This window comes from Sphingomonas sp. Leaf9 (assembly GCF_001421355.1).
Taxonomy (GTDB): Bacteria; Pseudomonadota; Alphaproteobacteria; order Sphingomonadales; family Sphingomonadaceae; genus Sphingomonas.
In genome coordinates, this window is record NZ_LMKC01000006.1 from 1 (window position 1) to 15,339 (window position 15,339).

The following is a 15,339-nucleotide window of genomic DNA, read 5'->3' on the forward strand; positions in this document are numbered from 1 at the left end:
ATCAAGTTCGGCGATTCGATCAAGTTCTCGATCGCGGCGACGGCCGACGGCGACAAGTTCACCATCGACCCGACCAGCGGCGTGCTGAAGTTCCTCGCCGCGCCCGATTTCGAAAATCCGACCGACGCCAATCACGACAATATCTATTCGGTCACGGTCGTCGCCACCGACGCGCGCGGCGCGGTCGATACGCAGACCTTGTCGGTATCGGTCACCGACGTCGTCGGCATCACCAAGACCGGCACGATCATGTCGGAAACGATCAACGGCACCGGCGAACAGGACGTGCTCGACGGCAGCTGGGGCAACGACGTGCTGAACGGGCTGGGCGGGAACGATCGCCTGATCGGTGGCCTTGGCAACGATACGCTGAACGGCGGCGACGGGAACGACATCCTGATCGGTGGCGATGGCCGCGACGTGCTGACCGGCGGGGCGGGGAACGACGTGTTCCGCTTCGAGAAATCGGGCGACTCTTCCACGCTCGCCTCGCAGCGCGACATCATCACCGATTTCCGGTCGGGCGCGGACAAGATCGACCTGTCGGCGATCGATGCCAACACGTCGATGCTGGCCCGCGGCGACCAGGCGTTCAACCTGCTCGCCACGCCCGGCGCGAAGTTCACCGGCGCGGCACAGCTGCGCTTCAGCTTCCAGATGATCGACGGCAAGGAATATACCGTCGTCGAGGGGAACACCGGGGCCGGCACCATCGCCGACTTCTCGATCGCGCTGCTCGGCCACCACAATCTGACGACGAACGACTTCTTCCTGTAAGGGACCGTTACGAAACCCGCGTTATAGGCCCTATTCCGACAGGCGGTCAGGGCCCGCATCCGGGGTTTCGAGGGTAGTGATGGCGGGCATCGGGTTTCAACTGGCGCGGGTGGCGCGCGAAGGCGGCGTGGGCGGGATCGCCGCCGCCGCCGTGCATGGCGCGATCATCAGTTCGGGACCATGGCTGTTGACCGCCGCGGGCATGATCCTGCTCGAACGCTGGACGGCGCACCACCTGCAAGGCCAAGCCGCACATCTAGTGCAGACGGTGCTGATCTATGCGTTCAGCGTGTCGGCGCTGGCGGCCGCGCCGGTCGGAATCGTCGCGACCCGACTGGTCGCCGACCGCCTGTTCGCGCGCGACAGCGCGGCGATCCCGGGCATCCTGCTGACCGCGCTGGCGGCAGGCGGCGCGATCGGCCTGACGGTCGGCCTCATCCTCTACGCCGGGCTGGGCGGACTGCCGCCGGCGACCGCGCTGCTGTCGGCGGTGACGCTCGCATGGTTGACGCAGATCTGGATCGCGGCACCGATGCTGACGACGCTCGACCGGTTCCGCGCGGTGCCGGCGGCCTATCTGCTGGGTATCATGCTCGCGACCGGGGCGTTGCTGCTGTTGCCGCATGCCGGGGCGACCGGCGTGCTGGCCGCCGTGGGGCTGGGCGTCGGCGCGACGCTGGCCGCGATCCTGATGCTGCTGCGGCGGCATTTCACCGGCGACGCCGTGCTGCCCGCTGCCGGCGCGATGCCGCGCCGATTGGCGACGATCATCTCGCTCGCCGGAATCGCCGGGGTGATCGCGATCTGGATCGACAAGTGGATTTTGTGGTTCGGCCCGGAAAGCGGCCAGGCGCTGGGGCTGCTCCGGCTGAACCCGATCAACGACGAAGGCAGCTTCCTTGGCCTGCTGACGATCGTACCGGGGCTGACCCTGTTGCTGATCGTCACCGAAACCCGGTTCGACCGCGCGTTCGGCAGCATGCTGGCGCGCTGTACCGGCACATCGACGATGGAGCGGATCGAGGAGGCGCGCACCGATCTGGTCCGCGTGATGCTCAACGGCATCCGCCTGCTGATACTGGTCCAGTTGCTGGTGGCGGCGCTGGCGTGGGTGCTGGCGGTGCCGTTGTTCGACCTGATCGGCGCCGATGTTCGCGCAATTTTCGCCTTTCGCCAGACCTCGCTCGGCGTCGTGTTTCACCTCGCCGCGATCGCGACAACCGTGGTGCTCGCCTATTACGACCTGTTCGGCCGGATTCTCGCGACGTGGGCGGCATTCGCGATCGGCAGCGCGATCGCGACATGGTTGCAATTCGATGCGGGGCTGGCGGCGTTTGGCTGGGGCTATATGGCGGGCGCGGTGGTCGGTGCCTCGGTCGGTATCGCCATGGTGGCGGAGGCTAGCGTGAACCTGACCTATCTGTTGTTCGTCGGCAATAATCCGGCGGTGGTCGGCAATGGCGGACGCTGGCTGTGACGATGATCGGACGGCGGCGATTGATGGGCCTTGGCGCGGGCACGATGGCGCTGACCCTCGCGCTGCGCCGCCGCGCGGACGGCAGCCCGCCGCCGCGCACGCGCTGGGCGGTCGATTATGGCGCGGCGAGCGTACCGGCCATCGCCCGGACGTACGACCTGCTGGTCCTCGAACCGCATCATGCCCGCCCGATCGCGCCGCTGCGCGGTCCCGGCGCACGGCTGCTCGGCTATGTCAGCTTTGGCGAGGTCGAACGGCAGCGACCCTATTTCGCCGAACTGGAACGGGCAGGCGCGCTCGGGGCACCCAATCCCAACTGGCCCGATGCGCGGTTCGTCGACCTGCGCCATCCGGCATGGACCAGCGCGATCGTCGACACGATCGTCCCGCAAATTCTGGCAAAGGGCTATGACGGAATCTTCATCGATACGATGGATAACGCCGAAGCGATGGAACGGCAGAATCCGATCGGCAACAAGGGCATGGTGCAGGGCGGGGCGGCGCTGATCGCGGCGGTGCGCGCGCGGTTTCCCGCCATCCGCATCATGCTGAACCGGGGCTATGCGCTGCTCGACGCGGTGGCGCCCAGCATCGACCATGTGCTGGGCGAAGCGATGGCAAGCCGGTGGAACTTCACGACGAAGGCGTATGAGCCGCTGTCCGACAGCGATTGGCAGTGGCAGGCCGATCGGCTGCGCCACGCGCGGACGCTCCATCCCGCCCTCGCGCTGCATACGCTCGATTACTGGGACCCGGCCGATACCACGGCGGTCGCCGCGCTGTACGACCGCGAACGCGCTGCCGGCTTCCTGCCCTATGTCTCCACGCTCGCGCTCGACCGACTATGGCCGGAGCCGCGCCGATGAGGGCGGCCGCCTCCGAACGCTGGCTGGCGATCGGCGTGCCGGCGATCGTCGGCGGGGCGACGCTGGCCGCCGCGCTGATGCTCCTGCCGGGGCAGCTGGAGGTGCGCCATGCCGAACGGCGCGCGCATCCGCAGCTGTCGGGCGCATCGGTGGCCGTCCCGCCGCCGGCGGTTCCGCTGTCGGTGATCCCGGCGGATCGCCCGCCGCCCTTGCCCCAGATCGCCGCCCAAATCCGCACCGCCGATGCGGCGACGCTGGCCGCGCTGACCAAACAGCTGATCGACGCGGGGGAACGCGTCACGACGCTGCAGGTCGCCTATGACCTTGCCGCCGCCGGGCGCGGCCCCGTTGCCTTGGCCTTTCTGGCGGCGCGGCCCGATGGCGACAGCGCGGAAAGCTGGCCGCTCAGGATGGATTTGCTGGCCAAGACCGGACGTCGGGCGGAGGCGGCCGCGCTGCTGGCGCGCACCGTCGCCACGCCGGGCGGCGTGCCCGCGCCGGCGATCGTCGCGGCGGCCTATGCGCTCGACCGGCCGGACCTGCTGGTGACCGCCGCCGCGCGCGGTGCGATTCCCCGCCCCGATCCGGCGCTGACGCTCGATCTGGTCCGGCGACTGGCGGCGAAGGGGCAATATGACCTGATCGCGACGCTGGACCGGGTGGGCAGCGACTGGCGGCGCGGCGATCCATGGACCGCGATCCGCGTCGCACAGGCACGCGGCGACCGCGATGGCGCACTGGCGGCGGCGGCGCTGTTGCCGGCAGAACAGGTGGAGGCGGCGCGCGAAGCGATCCTGACGCAGGCGGGCGACACCGCCGGATTGCGGCGGCAACTCCTCGCCCGTGCGGAGGGTCCCGGTGCCGACCTGCCGACCCTTGCCGAACGGCTGATCGCGCTTGGCGCGCGCGACGACGCCGCCACGCTGCTCAAGCGCGCGGCGGCGCAGGGGGGGACCGACACCGCGCCCGCCCGCCGGCTGCTCTACCTGCTCGGTCCCCGGCCGGGGGAAGGCGATCTGGCCTGGCTGCGACAGCGCGCCACGTCGGGCAGTGCCGAGGAACAGCGCCAGTGGCTGACCGCCTATGCCGAACGCGACCGCCCGGCCACGGCGCTGGCGTTTCTCGGCCGTCACCCGCTGGCCGATCGGACCGAGACGCTGTTGACGCAATTGACGCTCGCCAATGCGGTGGGTGACGGCGCGGCGGGGCGGGGACTGCTCGCCCGGCTGCTCGACGGGCGGGCGCTGTCGGTCGAACAGCTGCGTGGCGTCAGCGCGGCGACTCCGCGGCGCGTCGATCCGGCACAGGCCGCCGCCCTTGCGCGCGCGCGGATCGCCGCCGGGATCGCGGCCCCGCGCGACCGGATGGACCTGGCGTGGAGCGCGTGGAACGGCGGCGATGCCCCCCGGACCATCGCGTTGCTGCGCGACCAGCTGGACGATGCGCCGGGCGATGTGGTCGCGCTGCGGCTGATGGCCGATGCGCAGGCAAAGGCGCATGGCGCGAGCGCCGCCCGGCCGTGGCTGGAACGCGCGCTGGCGGCGACGCCGGAGAATGGCCGCGACCGGGCCGAACTGCTCGACCGCCTCGGCCGGACGCGCGAGGCGGTGGCGATGGTCGAACGGCTGCGCGCGGCCGACCCCGGAGACCGGGCGCTCGCCAATTTGCAGACCCGCCTGCTGATCGCGCGCGGCGAACCGGGTCGCGCACGGGCGGTGCCGGCCCCGTGATCCTGCTCGCGCTCCTTGCCGCCGCCACGCCGACGCTGCGCGTGCCGCCCGACCTGCTCCACGATACGCAGATCGCGGGCGGTGCGACGCAGCTGGTCTGGCAACCGGGCACGACGATCACGGCCGAGGAACAGGACCGCGAGCTCGTCGTCCGGTTCGACCGGCCGATCGACGATGCGACGATCGACGCCTTTCGCCGGGCCGGTGGCGCGGCGATCGGCGACCTGCGCTGGAACGACGCCAGCCTCGTGCTGCGCCCGGCGATCGGGTGGGACATGGCATGGCGGCAGGACGGGGCGCTGATCGCGGTCGATTTCGCCGCGCATGGCGATGCCGTCGCTGCCGATGCGCCCGAACCGCCGGTCGACCTCGACACCCGGCTGCTCGCGATCGAGGCGGATGTGGCGGCGGGATATCCGGGGCAGGGCCGCCGCGCGGCCGAGGCGCTGGCCCGCGCGCAACCCGATGACCCGCGCGTCGGGCGCATCCTTGCCGATGCCCGGGGCGCCGATGGCGATGTGCGCGGCGCGGCGGCGGCGTATCGCCGGATCGGCGCGACCGATCCCGTCGCGCGCCGGGCGCGGGCCTTTGCCCCCGGTGTCGCCAGCATCGGAACGACGCTGCGCAGTGGCGGCGACCTGTCGCAGGTCGAAACGGCGGCGCGGGTCGATGCCGCGCTTAACGACCGTCTGACGCTGGGCGGCGGTGTGCGCGCGGTGGCGAGCCGGGTGGATGCGGACACGCGGACGCTTCGTCATACCGCCCCGGTGGTCGATGTCGCCGCGACGGTGCGGGTCAGCGACGACACCCGGATGCAGGCGGTGCTGTCCGGCGCGCTCGACAGCGGCGTGACCGGCGGCGGCGCACGCGTGGTCGCCGGATCGGCCGAGGCGCAATGGCGCGCCGCGCTGCTGCTGCACCAGCCCGATTATTCGACCGTCGAACAGGCGATCGGCGGCGGCTATCTGTCGCGCATCTCTGTCGGCGGCACCTATCGCATCGCGCCGGGTCTGGTCGGCCAGATCGATGTCGGCGGCAACCGCTACGGCCTTGCCGGGCTGGACCCGACCAGCGACACGCTGACGCTTTCCGGCGGGCTGGACTATATCCTCAGGCGGGGGGGGCTGGCGTTCGGGCTGACCTATCGTCTGGACGGCGAATATGTCCAACGGCTGCGGCGGACGGCGGTCGATCTCGTGAACCGCGAAAACCATACGCTGCAGGGGCTGGTCAGCGGGTCGATGGGGCGGGCGCAGCTGACCGGCCTCGCGGGCTGGACGGTCGATCGTTTCGGCGGTAACGGGCCCAGCGCCAGCCTGGGGCTCGACCTGCCGGTCGCGACGGCCTGGCGGATCGAGGCCAGCGGCGGGATCAGCTCGATCGCGCGGCCGGGCTTTCCGGGGCAACAGGTTTTCGCACGCGCGCTACTCAGCCGCGGCCTAGGGAGTGGACGATGACCGGGCGGATTCCCCGCATCGCGCGGGTCGCGGCCGAACTGGCGGTGGGGTTCGGGGCGCTGGTCGTAATCGACCGGGTTGTCGGCCATGGCAACGCCTTTGCCGATATTCAGCCCAATCCGCTGTGGCTGCCGGTGCTGGTCATGGCGCTGGCCTATGGCACACTGCCCGCGTTGGCGGCGGCGGCGATCGCATCGGGCCTGTGGCTGCTCCATGCCGGTTCGGGCGGCGGCGAGCGCGACTATCTCGACCACCTGCTGCACCTGTCGCTGCCGCCGCTGCTGTGGTTCGTCGCGGCGGTCATCATCGGCGAGGTGACGATCCTGCGCGTCGGGCGCTATCGCCTGCTCGACCGGCGCGCCGGGATCGCGCAGCGCAACGTTGCGCGCCTGACCGACGCGTTCCACCGCCTGGCGCGCACCAACCGCGCCTTGCAGGTCGAGGTCGCGACCGACGCCCGCACGCTGGGCCATATCGTCGCGACCGCCACCCGGCTGAGCGCGATCGAGCCGACCGAGCGTCGCGCCGCACTGGCCTCATTGATCGCGATGGCCGCCCGCAGTGAGGATTTCACCTGCTACCGCTTTGCCGGGGCGGAGGCCCGCGCGTGGCTGCGCGGTGCGACCGCGATGACCCGGCCCGACATCCTGCCCGACGCGCTAGCGATGCAGGTGCTGCGGCGGAGCGAGCCGATCCATGTCGGCCATCGTACCGATCGCGTCGTACTGGACGGGATGGGCGTAATCGCCATTCCGCTGATCGAACGGGACGGCGGATCGGTCGTCGGCTGCCTGGTGATCCACAGCCTGCCCTTCGCCGCGCTGGGCGCCAATGCCCTGGCGGAAATGGCCGAGATGGGGGGGTGGCTGGCCCCGTTGATCGCCGCACGCGAACGAAATGCTGCCACCATGGTCGCGCCGTCGGGCCGGGCGGCATGAAGCCGATGCTGCCGATCGCGGCGGCAATCGATGTCGCGGTCGTCGGCCTGGCCCTGAGCTCCGGCGAGGCGGTGCTGCTGTTCGTCCACGTGCCGCTCGTCGTACTGGGCTATGTGCTGTGGTTGCGACAGGGGCGCTCGATCGGATTTGCCGCCGCGATGGCCGGCATCTTCGGCCCGGCGGCGCTGATAGGGGTCGGCGGGATCGTCGCCCGCCTGCCACGCACGAGCCGCCCGCCGCTGCCGCTGCCCGACCGCGTGATCCGCGCGCGACCGGCGCGCCGGGGTGCCAGCCTCGCCGTTGCGCGGATGCTCGACGGGCGGGTCCTCCACGCCGAACCGGACACGCTCCATTCGCTGGTGACGGTGATGCGCCACGGCAAGGTCGCGGATCGGCGACGCGCGCTGGAAACGGTGGTCCGCTCGTTCCAGCCTGCGCTCTCGCCGCTGATCGCGCTGGCCCTTACTGACAGCGACCAGACGATTCGCGCACTGGCCGCCGCCGCGTCGGCGCGGGTGGTGCAGAACCTGTCCGATGGTCGCGCCATGCTGGAGGCGAAGGGCGCGGATGGCGAAGCGCGCGCGACGCTGATCGCGCTGCTGGCCGACCATGCGCGCGCCAACCTGCTGCTGTCGGATTCGCAGCGGGCGCATCTGCGCGACGACGCGCTGGCGCTGCTGGACGATGCCACCCCCCACGCGGTGCGGATCGAGGCGCTGTGGGCCGCCGGCGACTATGCCGCGATCGACGCGCTGGTCGCAGCGGCCGATCCGACTCCGGTGGAGGACGACCGGATGGTGCCGGCGACGGCGTGGTGGCGGAACAGCGCGGCTGCATGAGCGTACCCGACGACGCCGATATCTGCCTGATCGTCGAGGGGGCCTATCCCTATGTCGTCGGCGGCGTGTCGGGATGGTTGCAGGACCTGATCGCCAGCCTGCCCGACATTCGCTTTGCGATCGTCGCGATCAAGCCGTCGGCCAGCCCCCTGCCGTTCCAGCTGACGCCGCCGCCGAACGTTGTGCAGGTGGTCGAGATCGCGCTTGCCCCCGAAACCGCGATGCCGCGCGGGTTGCCGCGCGGACGCGCCACCGCGATCGCCGACGCGCTGGTCGATTTCGTCGCGGTCGGCGGCGGTGACGCGCTGGCACGGCTCATCGACCTGCTCGACGTCGATGGCCGGCGACCGACGCCGGGCGACATCCTTGCCCATCCGGCCTGTTTCGCCCGGCTGAAGCGGCATTATCAGGCGCTGCTGCCCAAGGCATCGTTCCACCATTATTTCTGGGCGATGCGGGTGCTGCTGGGCGGGTTGCTCGCGGTGCTGACCGCGCCGTTGCCCCGTGCCCGCGCCTATCACACGATCTCGACCGGGTTCGCCGGGTTGCTGGCGGCGCGCGCGGCGAAGGAAACCGGGCGACCGGCGTTCATCACCGAACATGGCATCTACCTGCTCGAACGGCAGATCGAGGTGATGATGGCCGAATGGATCGGCGATCAGGTCGATACCGGGCTGGAGATGGATCGCAGCGTCCGCGACCTGCGCGACCTGTGGGTGCGCGCCTTCACCAGCTATGCCACCGCCTGCTACGACGCGTGCGACCCGATCGTCGCGCTCTATGGCGAAAACAACGCGGTGCAGCGGCGACTGGGCGCGGCGGCCGACCGGGTACAGGTGATCCCCAACGGTATCGATGCGCGGCGCTTCGCGCACCTGGCCGACGCGCGCGACCCGGCGCACCCGCTGGTCGCGCTGCTCGGCCGGGTGGTGCCGATCAAGGATATCAAGACCTTCATCCGTGCCTGCGCCATCGCCCATGCGCAAAAGCCGCATCTGCGCTTCGTCGTGCTGGGTCCGGAGGACGAGGACCCGGAATATGCCGCCGAATGCACGCGCTTGGTCGCCGACCTGCAACTGGGCGACGTGCTGACCTTTGCCGGGCGGGTCAGAATCGAGGACTGGATGAACCGGATCGACCTGCTAGTGCTGACCAGCCTGTCGGAGGCGCAACCGCTGGTCATCCTCGAAGGGGGGGCGTGCGGCATCCCGGTCGTCGCCCCTGATGTCGGCAGCTGCCGCGAAATGATCGAGGGGCGCGGCCCCCATGATCCGGGCCATGGCGGGATCGTGACCCCGCTGGTCAATCCGCAGGCGACGGCGGCGGGCATCTGCGCGATCGCCGGCGAACCCGATGTCCGCCACGCGATGGGGGAGGCGATGCGCCGCCGGGTGCTGCGCGATTACGACCATCCGACCATCATCGGCGCGTATCGCGACCTCTACGGCGAGCTGGCGGCGCGGTAGCGGGCAGGCGCGCCGCCGCCGGCGCTGCTATCCGGTGACCATCGTATCGTTCAGGTCCGCGATGACCGGATTGGGCAGCAGCGGGAGCTTGTCGCCAAGGCTCCCTTGCGGCGGCGGAGTCGTTGCCGGGCGCAGGACCGGATCGACCGCAACCGACAGCGGCGGTTGCGGGGTGAAGCTGCTGGAGGGCAGCTGCGCGCGATCGATCGCCGCCATCACCGGATCGATCGGCCCGATCACCGCAGCCTTCGCCGCGCGCGCGGGCACGGCGGGGTCATAGGCCGGCACTCCTTGCGCCAGCAACGCTGCCTGCAACCGGCCCAGCGTCGCGAGCAACCGCGCCTGCGCCGCATAGGCCGAATAGGTGGCGTTGGTCAGCACCAGCTGCGCGTTCAGCAGGCGTTGCTCCGAATCGAGCACTTCGAAGTTCGAACGGAACCCCTCGGCGAACCCCCGCTGCACGCCGGTCAGCGCCTCTTGCGCCGATTGGGTCGCGATTCTCCCGGCCGCCGCCGCGCTGGTCGCCGCCAGCGACTGGTTCCACGCATCCTGCGTCTGGGCCAGTGCCTGTCGCCGGGCGCTTTCCACCTCGAAGCCGAGCCGTTCGCGGTCGGCCTGCGCCGCGCGGATGCGTGACCCGATCACCCCGCCGGCGATCAGCGGCATGGTGAGCGTCACCCCGCCGCTGGCCTGCGCACCTAGGTCGCGAGTCTGGAAACTGTTCGCGGTGCGATAGCCATAGCCGCCCGACAGCGCGACCACGGGCGCGCGTTCGGCCCGTTCGGCGGCGATCCGCGCATCCCCGGCGCGCGCCGACAGCAACGCTTCGCCGATCGCCGGGCTTTCCCGCTGGGCAATGGCGAAGGCGGCGTCCAGCGAGGGTGGCACGCCGTTGAGCACCGGCGGTTCGCCCAGCGTCCCCGGCATCCGCCCGACGACCGTGGCGAAACGGGCGCGGCTGACCTGCAGATTGGCCTGGCTCTGCGCCAGCTGCGCGCGGATGATCTCCGCCTGCGCGCGTGCCTGCGCGATGTCGGTACGGGTCAGGTCGCCGCCGCGTTCGCGGGCGATCGCCTGGGCCACCTGCCGGTCATAGCTGTCGAGCGAGCGGCCCTGGATCGCGACCAGATCGCTGTCGCGCCGGACGGCGACATAGGAATCGACCACTTCCAGCAGGATCGCATTTTCGACCAGGCGCAGCCGTTCGCGCGCGGCCAGAACCCGCGCCTCGGCGATCGACACCTGCGCGGCGGTGCGCCCGCCGTTCAACAGGATCTGCTGCGCGCTCAGCGTCGCGGCCATCGTCCGGCTGCGATTGGTGACCAAATCGTCGAGCACGTTGCGCTGATCGGCCGAGCGATATTGCAAGTCCATGTTCAGCCCGACCGTGGGGCGATACGGCGCGCCGGCCTGCACGATCGTTTCGTCGAGGCTGCGCAGTTCGGCGCGCTGCGCGTCGAGCGTCGGGTTGCTGCGATACGCATCGGCGATCGCCGCAACCAGCGCATCCTGCGCCTGTGCCGCGGGAGTGACGGACACTGCCGCCGCCACCGCCAGCGGCACGATACGAAGATCAGCGTTCATGGAGCGACCTCGAAAAGGCTTCGGTCAGCGGATCGAGCAAATATTGCAGCGCCGTGCGCGCGCGCAGCTTCACCGTCACCTGCACCGGCACGCCCGGCCGGATGCCGGTATCGCGCCCGCGCACCGCCTCGATCTGCGCGATCTGGCTGCGCGGCACGGTGATCTCCGCGCTGAAATAGCTGCGCCCGCTGGCCTCGTCGCGCAGCGCGTCGGCGGATACGGTGGCGACGGTGCCGAGCAGGATCGGCAGGTCGCGTTCGTGCAGCGACAGAAACTTCACCTCCGCCTCGCGCCCGGGCGCCACCCCGTCGATATCGGTCGGCAGGAACGTCGCGCGAATGACCAGCGGCGCGGCGTCGGGCACGATGTCGAGGATCGGCTGTCCCGCCTGGATGACGCCGCCGACCGAGAATACCCGCAGCCCGACCACCCGCCCGCTGACCGGCGCGCGGATGTCGGTGCGCGCCAGCTGTTCGCGCGCCGCCGCCCATTTGGGCAGCGCCTCGTTCAGCTGGAACTGGGTGTCGCGCAGCAGGGTCGCCGAATCCTCGACATAGCGGCGGCGCGTCTGCACCTGTTCGGCGCGCGCCTGCCCGATCTGTTCGCGCGCGGCCGCCACGCGGGACGAATAGTCGCCATCGGCCCCGTCGAGCTGCTGGATCGACCGCTCGATCGCTCGCACCGTATTGCGCGAGACATAGCCCTGGTCGGCCAGCTGGCGTGTACTTTCCAATTGCTGCTGGAGCGACTGGCGCTGGCGTTCGGTCGCGCGCGCCTGTGCCGCGAACCCGCCCGACTGGCGCGCGACGCCCGCCGCCTGCTGCTGCAACACCGCGCCATTGGCGGCGAGCGCGGCGGCGCGGGCGGTGGCCTGTGCGGTTTGCAGCGACTTGGCGCGTTCGACCAAACGCCGGTCGTCGCCGGTCGCACGGGCGAATTCGTCGGGCCAGCGGATCGCGCCGCCGCGCACATCCGCCTCTAGCCGGGCGCGTTGCGCCTGCAGGTCGATGACGCTGGCGGCCAGCGCGCGCTCGGTTGCGGCAACCTCCCCGCCGTCGAGCCGGAACAGGAGCTGACCGGCGGCGACATGCTGTCCGTCGCGCACGTGCATCGCCCGGACGATCCCGCCGTCGCGGTGCTGGACCGTTTGCCGGTTGCCGGCGACGACGACCTGGCCTTCGCCCGCCGCCGCCGCGTCCAACCGGGCAAATGCCGCCCAGCCCAGCGCCACGACGAAGAACAGGATCGCGACGATCGCGCCCATGCGGACGGCAGACCGGGGCGAATCGTCGAGCGCCAGCTCCCGCGCGATCCGCGCATGGACCGCGTCCTGCCGGCGATCGGCCGGAATGATCGTGCCGTCCATCAGCCAGCTCCCCCGGCGGTCATCGGCGGCGGCACGGCACCTTGCGCCGGGGCGGGGCCGCGGATCACGCGGTCGCGATCGTCGAACAACTGGATGCGTCCGTCCTTCAGCAGCAATATCTTGTCGACCGCCTGCAACAGCCCGGTGCGGTGGGTCGACACCACGACGGTCGCGCGGCGCGCGCGCAACGCTTCGATCGTCTGCACCAGTCGCGCCTCGCCTTCGCTGTCGAGATGGGCATTGGGTTCGTCGAGCAACAGGATCGCCGGATCGCCATACAGCGCGCGGGCCAGCGCCACCGCCTGCCCCTGACCCGCCGACAGCCCGGCCCCGTCCGCCATCGTCAGCATCGTGCCATAGCCCGCCGGCAGCCCCAGGATCAGGGGGTGCGCGCCCGCCTGCATCGCTGCCGCGACCACGCGGTCGTCGATGTCGGGACCATCGCCCGCCAATACCGCCTGAAATCGGGAAATATTGGCATGGACCGTCGTCGGGAACAGCGAGGGCGACTGCGGCATATAGCCCAGGTGCCGGCCCAGCTGTTCGTGGTTCCAGTCGGGCAGGCTGGCCCCGTCGATCCGCACGTCGCCGCTGTCGGGCGACAGCGCGCCGGCCAGCGCGCGCAGCAGCGTCGACTTGCCCGCCCCGCTCGGCCCCACCAGCGCGACGACCTGTCCCGGTTCGATCGAAAAGCTGATGTCGGACAGGATCTCGCGGTCGCTGTCGGGCGCGCGGACGGTCAGCGCGCGCACGTCGATCCGCCCCTCGGGCACCGGCAGCTTGGTCGCGGTAGTGCCGGGTTCGGGCAGGGCGCAGAACGCGCTGAGGTTGCCCCATGCCTGGCGCGCGCTGGCCAGCGGTTTCAGCGCGCCCAGTATCTGTTCGACCGGCTGCAACGCGCGGCCGAGCAGCAGCGAGGCGGCAAAGATCGCGCCGCCCGAAATCTCCTGCCGAATGGCCAGCAATGCCCCCAGCGCCAGCGCCAGCGATTGCAGCAACAGGCGCAGGAACTTGGTGATGCCGAGGAACCGCGATTGCGTCGCCGCGATGTCGGCCTGCCGCCGAACCAGGTCGGCCCGTTCCAGCAAATGCCGCGTGACCAGCGCGTTGCGCATCCCCAGGACGCGCGCGACCTCCGCCATCCGGATCGAAAAATCCTGTTCGCGGTTGGCCAGCATCGCGCGGCCATTGGCATCGCGCATCGCCGTGGCCGTCGTCCGGTCCCCGGCCCAGGCAAGGGCGGCGAGCAGCAGCGAACTGAGCAGCGCCAGCACCCCGATCCAGGGATGCAGCAGGAACGAGATCGCGATGTAGATCGGTGCCCACGGCGCATCGAACAGCGCGATCATGATCGGCCCGGCCATCGTGCCGCGCAGCGTGTCGAAATCGCGCAGCGCCTGCAACTGCCGGCCGGTGCTGCCGACATCGCTGCCCATGATCCGCATCAGGATGCCGGGGGCGGCGCTTCGTTCCAGACGCATCGACGCGCGCAGCAGCAGCCGCATCCGCACCGCATCCAGCACCGCGAACACCACCAGCGACACGCCCAAAATCAGCGTCAGCAGCAGCAGCGTCGCCTCGCCCCGCGTCGGCACCACCCGGTCATAGACCTGCAGCATGAAGATCGACGGCACGAGGTAGAGGATGTTCACCAGACCGGAAAACAGCGCCGCCGCCCACAAATGGCGACGGCACCGCCGCAGCGTGTCGTGCAGCAGATTGCCGGAAGGGGACGACGAAAGGGTAGGCGACATGCGTGGCGTTATGGCGGCGAAAGGTTAAAAGCTGCCTTGCAGGGGGGACATCGATCCGGTGCGGGGAAGCCGCAGTCCCGTCGCTATCCCTCGACGTCGCAGGCGAAGCGGAAACTATTGTCGAGCGCCTGCGCCAGCACCAGCGTGTGCAGCCCGGCCGCGCGGGACGCGGAACACAGCCGGTCGCGCGCACCGCCGCTATTGTTGCGATAATCGCCCTTATATTCGGCGACGAACACCGGCTTGGCGGCGGCGGTGAACGGCTTGAGCTGTCCGCATTCGTCGAACTCGTGGCATTGTTCGTTGACCGCGAAGTCGAACACCCCCTCCAGGTCCGCAATCTGGTCCAGATCGTTCTTCAACCCGATCGCCAGACCGCGCGCATGGGCCTCGCGCGCGAGGAAGCGGTTATAGTCGAGTTGCTGCGCGGCGGTGATGCCCAGACCGTTGCGGTTGGCATAGCCATCGACATTGTCGGGTTCGACGCCGTCGCACCCCTTCGACCGGGCAAGGTCGAGCCGGCCCTGCATCACGGCGCGCACCGTGGTCGACGTTACCGACAGCCAGCGTTCGCCGACCCAACCGTCCAGCGCCGAACCCCGGTCGGACGCGGCGAACTTGCCGTCGTCACTGCGCCAGTTTTCGGACGACCCGGCCGAGAAATAGCAGATCACCCGCCGCTTCGCCGCGTGCAGCTGGGCGATGGTGGTGACCGGCGTGTCGAACAGGTCGATGTCATAGGCGGTGACCGCATAGCGGGTATCGACGGTACCACTCAGCTGCCACTGCCACGTCGTCGCTGCGTCAGGACGCCACCAGCTGCCGGTCGTCGACGGGACGGGGGACGGGGTCGCGGTAGGGGTCGGGACGGGGGACGGGGTCGCGGTAGGGGTCGGGACGGGTGATGGCGTAGGGGTGGGGGTGGTCGTCACGATACCGTCGCCGTCATCCCCGCCGCCGCCGCATCCCGCCATGCCCAGCGCGACCATCATGCCCAGCACAGCCCGCCATCCGGCTCCCGATCGCATCGTCCATCCCCCTTGAGTCGCGACGCCGCTACGGCACGGCTCGGAGGATCGCAATCG

Annotated in this window: 12 protein-coding genes; 8 read left to right on the forward strand and 4 right to left on the reverse strand. The window is 70.5% G+C overall.

Annotated features, from left to right (window positions below; all coding sequences use genetic code 11):
• The 8 genes from ASE58_RS18475 to pelF all read left to right on the forward strand — a co-directional run.
• Positions 1-777 (forward strand): calcium-binding protein (locus ASE58_RS18475; RefSeq protein WP_200909390.1); only part of this gene is annotated, 777 nt, incomplete at its 5' end.
• A 79-nt stretch (positions 778-856) separates the two neighbouring features.
• Positions 857-2,254 carry an exopolysaccharide Pel transporter PelG gene (pelG, locus tag ASE58_RS16085; RefSeq protein ID WP_055823627.1) on the forward strand — a complete coding sequence of 466 codons (1,398 nt, stop codon included), beginning with the start codon at positions 857-859 and terminating at the stop codon, positions 2,252-2,254.
• Positions 2,255-2,256: 2 nt separating this feature from the next.
• Entirely contained in the window at positions 2,257-3,120 is an 864-nt protein-coding gene (locus ASE58_RS16090; protein WP_055823629.1) for an endo alpha-1,4 polygalactosaminidase, read from the forward strand.
• Positions 3,117-4,850, forward strand: a complete 1,734-nt coding sequence (locus ASE58_RS16095; protein WP_156347791.1) for a hypothetical protein — start codon at positions 3,117-3,119, stop codon at positions 4,848-4,850. Before ASE58_RS16090 ends, ASE58_RS16095 begins: the two co-directional genes overlap by 4 nt.
• On the forward strand, positions 4,847-6,307 hold the full coding sequence (locus tag ASE58_RS16100; RefSeq protein ID WP_055823638.1) for a hypothetical protein: 1,461 nt from the start codon (positions 4,847-4,849) through the stop codon (positions 6,305-6,307). The genes ASE58_RS16095 and ASE58_RS16100 overlap by 4 nt, the downstream gene beginning before the upstream one ends.
• Positions 6,304-7,245, forward strand: a complete 942-nt coding sequence (locus ASE58_RS16105; protein WP_055823641.1) for a hypothetical protein — start codon at positions 6,304-6,306, stop codon at positions 7,243-7,245. The genes ASE58_RS16100 and ASE58_RS16105 overlap by 4 nt, the downstream gene beginning before the upstream one ends.
• Entirely contained in the window at positions 7,242-8,084 is an 843-nt protein-coding gene (locus ASE58_RS16110) for a hypothetical protein (RefSeq protein WP_055823644.1), read from the forward strand. The genes ASE58_RS16105 and ASE58_RS16110 overlap by 4 nt, the downstream gene beginning before the upstream one ends.
• Entirely contained in the window at positions 8,081-9,550 is a 1,470-nt protein-coding gene (pelF, locus tag ASE58_RS16115; protein WP_055823982.1) for a GT4 family glycosyltransferase PelF, read from the forward strand. The genes ASE58_RS16110 and pelF overlap by 4 nt, the downstream gene beginning before the upstream one ends.
• Before the next feature lie 27 nt (positions 9,551-9,577).
• On the opposite strand, the gene ASE58_RS16120 is transcribed toward pelF, so the two are convergent.
• The 4 genes from ASE58_RS16120 to ASE58_RS16135 all read right to left on the reverse strand — a co-directional run bounded on the left by ASE58_RS16120 (position 9,578) and on the right by ASE58_RS16135 (position 15,282).
• A complete protein-coding gene (locus tag ASE58_RS16120) occupies positions 9,578-11,134 on the reverse strand; it encodes a TolC family outer membrane protein (RefSeq protein WP_055823646.1) in 1,557 nt (518 codons plus the stop codon).
• Complete coding sequence (locus ASE58_RS16125) at positions 11,124-12,500, reverse strand: HlyD family type I secretion periplasmic adaptor subunit (RefSeq protein ID WP_055823649.1); 1,377 nt, start codon at positions 12,498-12,500, stop codon at positions 11,124-11,126. Before ASE58_RS16125 ends, ASE58_RS16120 begins: the two co-directional genes overlap by 11 nt.
• Positions 12,500-14,254: a type I secretion system permease/ATPase gene (locus ASE58_RS16130; RefSeq protein ID WP_055894797.1), complete on the reverse strand. Its 1,755-nt coding sequence runs from the start codon at positions 14,252-14,254 to the stop codon at positions 12,500-12,502. Before ASE58_RS16130 ends, ASE58_RS16125 begins: the two co-directional genes overlap by 1 nt.
• Positions 14,255-14,337: 83 nt before the next feature.
• Positions 14,338-15,282 carry an endo alpha-1,4 polygalactosaminidase gene (locus tag ASE58_RS16135; RefSeq protein ID WP_055823655.1) on the reverse strand — a complete coding sequence of 315 codons (945 nt, stop codon included), beginning with the start codon at positions 15,280-15,282 and terminating at the stop codon, positions 14,338-14,340.
• Between the last annotated feature and the right edge of the window lie 57 nt (positions 15,283-15,339).

Coding starts and splice junctions, on each gene's coding strand:
- ASE58_RS16120 (WP_055823646.1), bottom strand. CDS start 11,134: ATGAACGCTGATCTTCGTATCGTGCCGCTGGCGGTGGCGGCGGCAGTG.
- ASE58_RS16130 (WP_055894797.1), bottom strand. CDS start 14,254: ATGTCGCCTACCCTTTCGTCGTCCCCTTCCGGCAATCTGCTGCACGAC.
- pelG (WP_055823627.1), top strand. CDS start 857: ATGGCGGGCATCGGGTTTCAACTGGCGCGGGTGGCGCGCGAAGGCGGC.
- ASE58_RS16090 (WP_055823629.1), top strand. CDS start 2,257: ATGATCGGACGGCGGCGATTGATGGGCCTTGGCGCGGGCACGATGGCG.
- ASE58_RS16135 (WP_055823655.1), bottom strand. CDS start 15,282: ATGCGATCGGGAGCCGGATGGCGGGCTGTGCTGGGCATGATGGTCGCG.
- ASE58_RS16095 (WP_156347791.1), top strand. CDS start 3,117: ATGAGGGCGGCCGCCTCCGAACGCTGGCTGGCGATCGGCGTGCCGGCG.
- pelF (WP_055823982.1), top strand. CDS start 8,081: ATGAGCGTACCCGACGACGCCGATATCTGCCTGATCGTCGAGGGGGCC.
- ASE58_RS16105 (WP_055823641.1), top strand. CDS start 6,304: ATGACCGGGCGGATTCCCCGCATCGCGCGGGTCGCGGCCGAACTGGCG.
- ASE58_RS16110 (WP_055823644.1), top strand. CDS start 7,242: ATGAAGCCGATGCTGCCGATCGCGGCGGCAATCGATGTCGCGGTCGTC.
- ASE58_RS16125 (WP_055823649.1), bottom strand. CDS start 12,500: ATGGACGGCACGATCATTCCGGCCGATCGCCGGCAGGACGCGGTCCAT.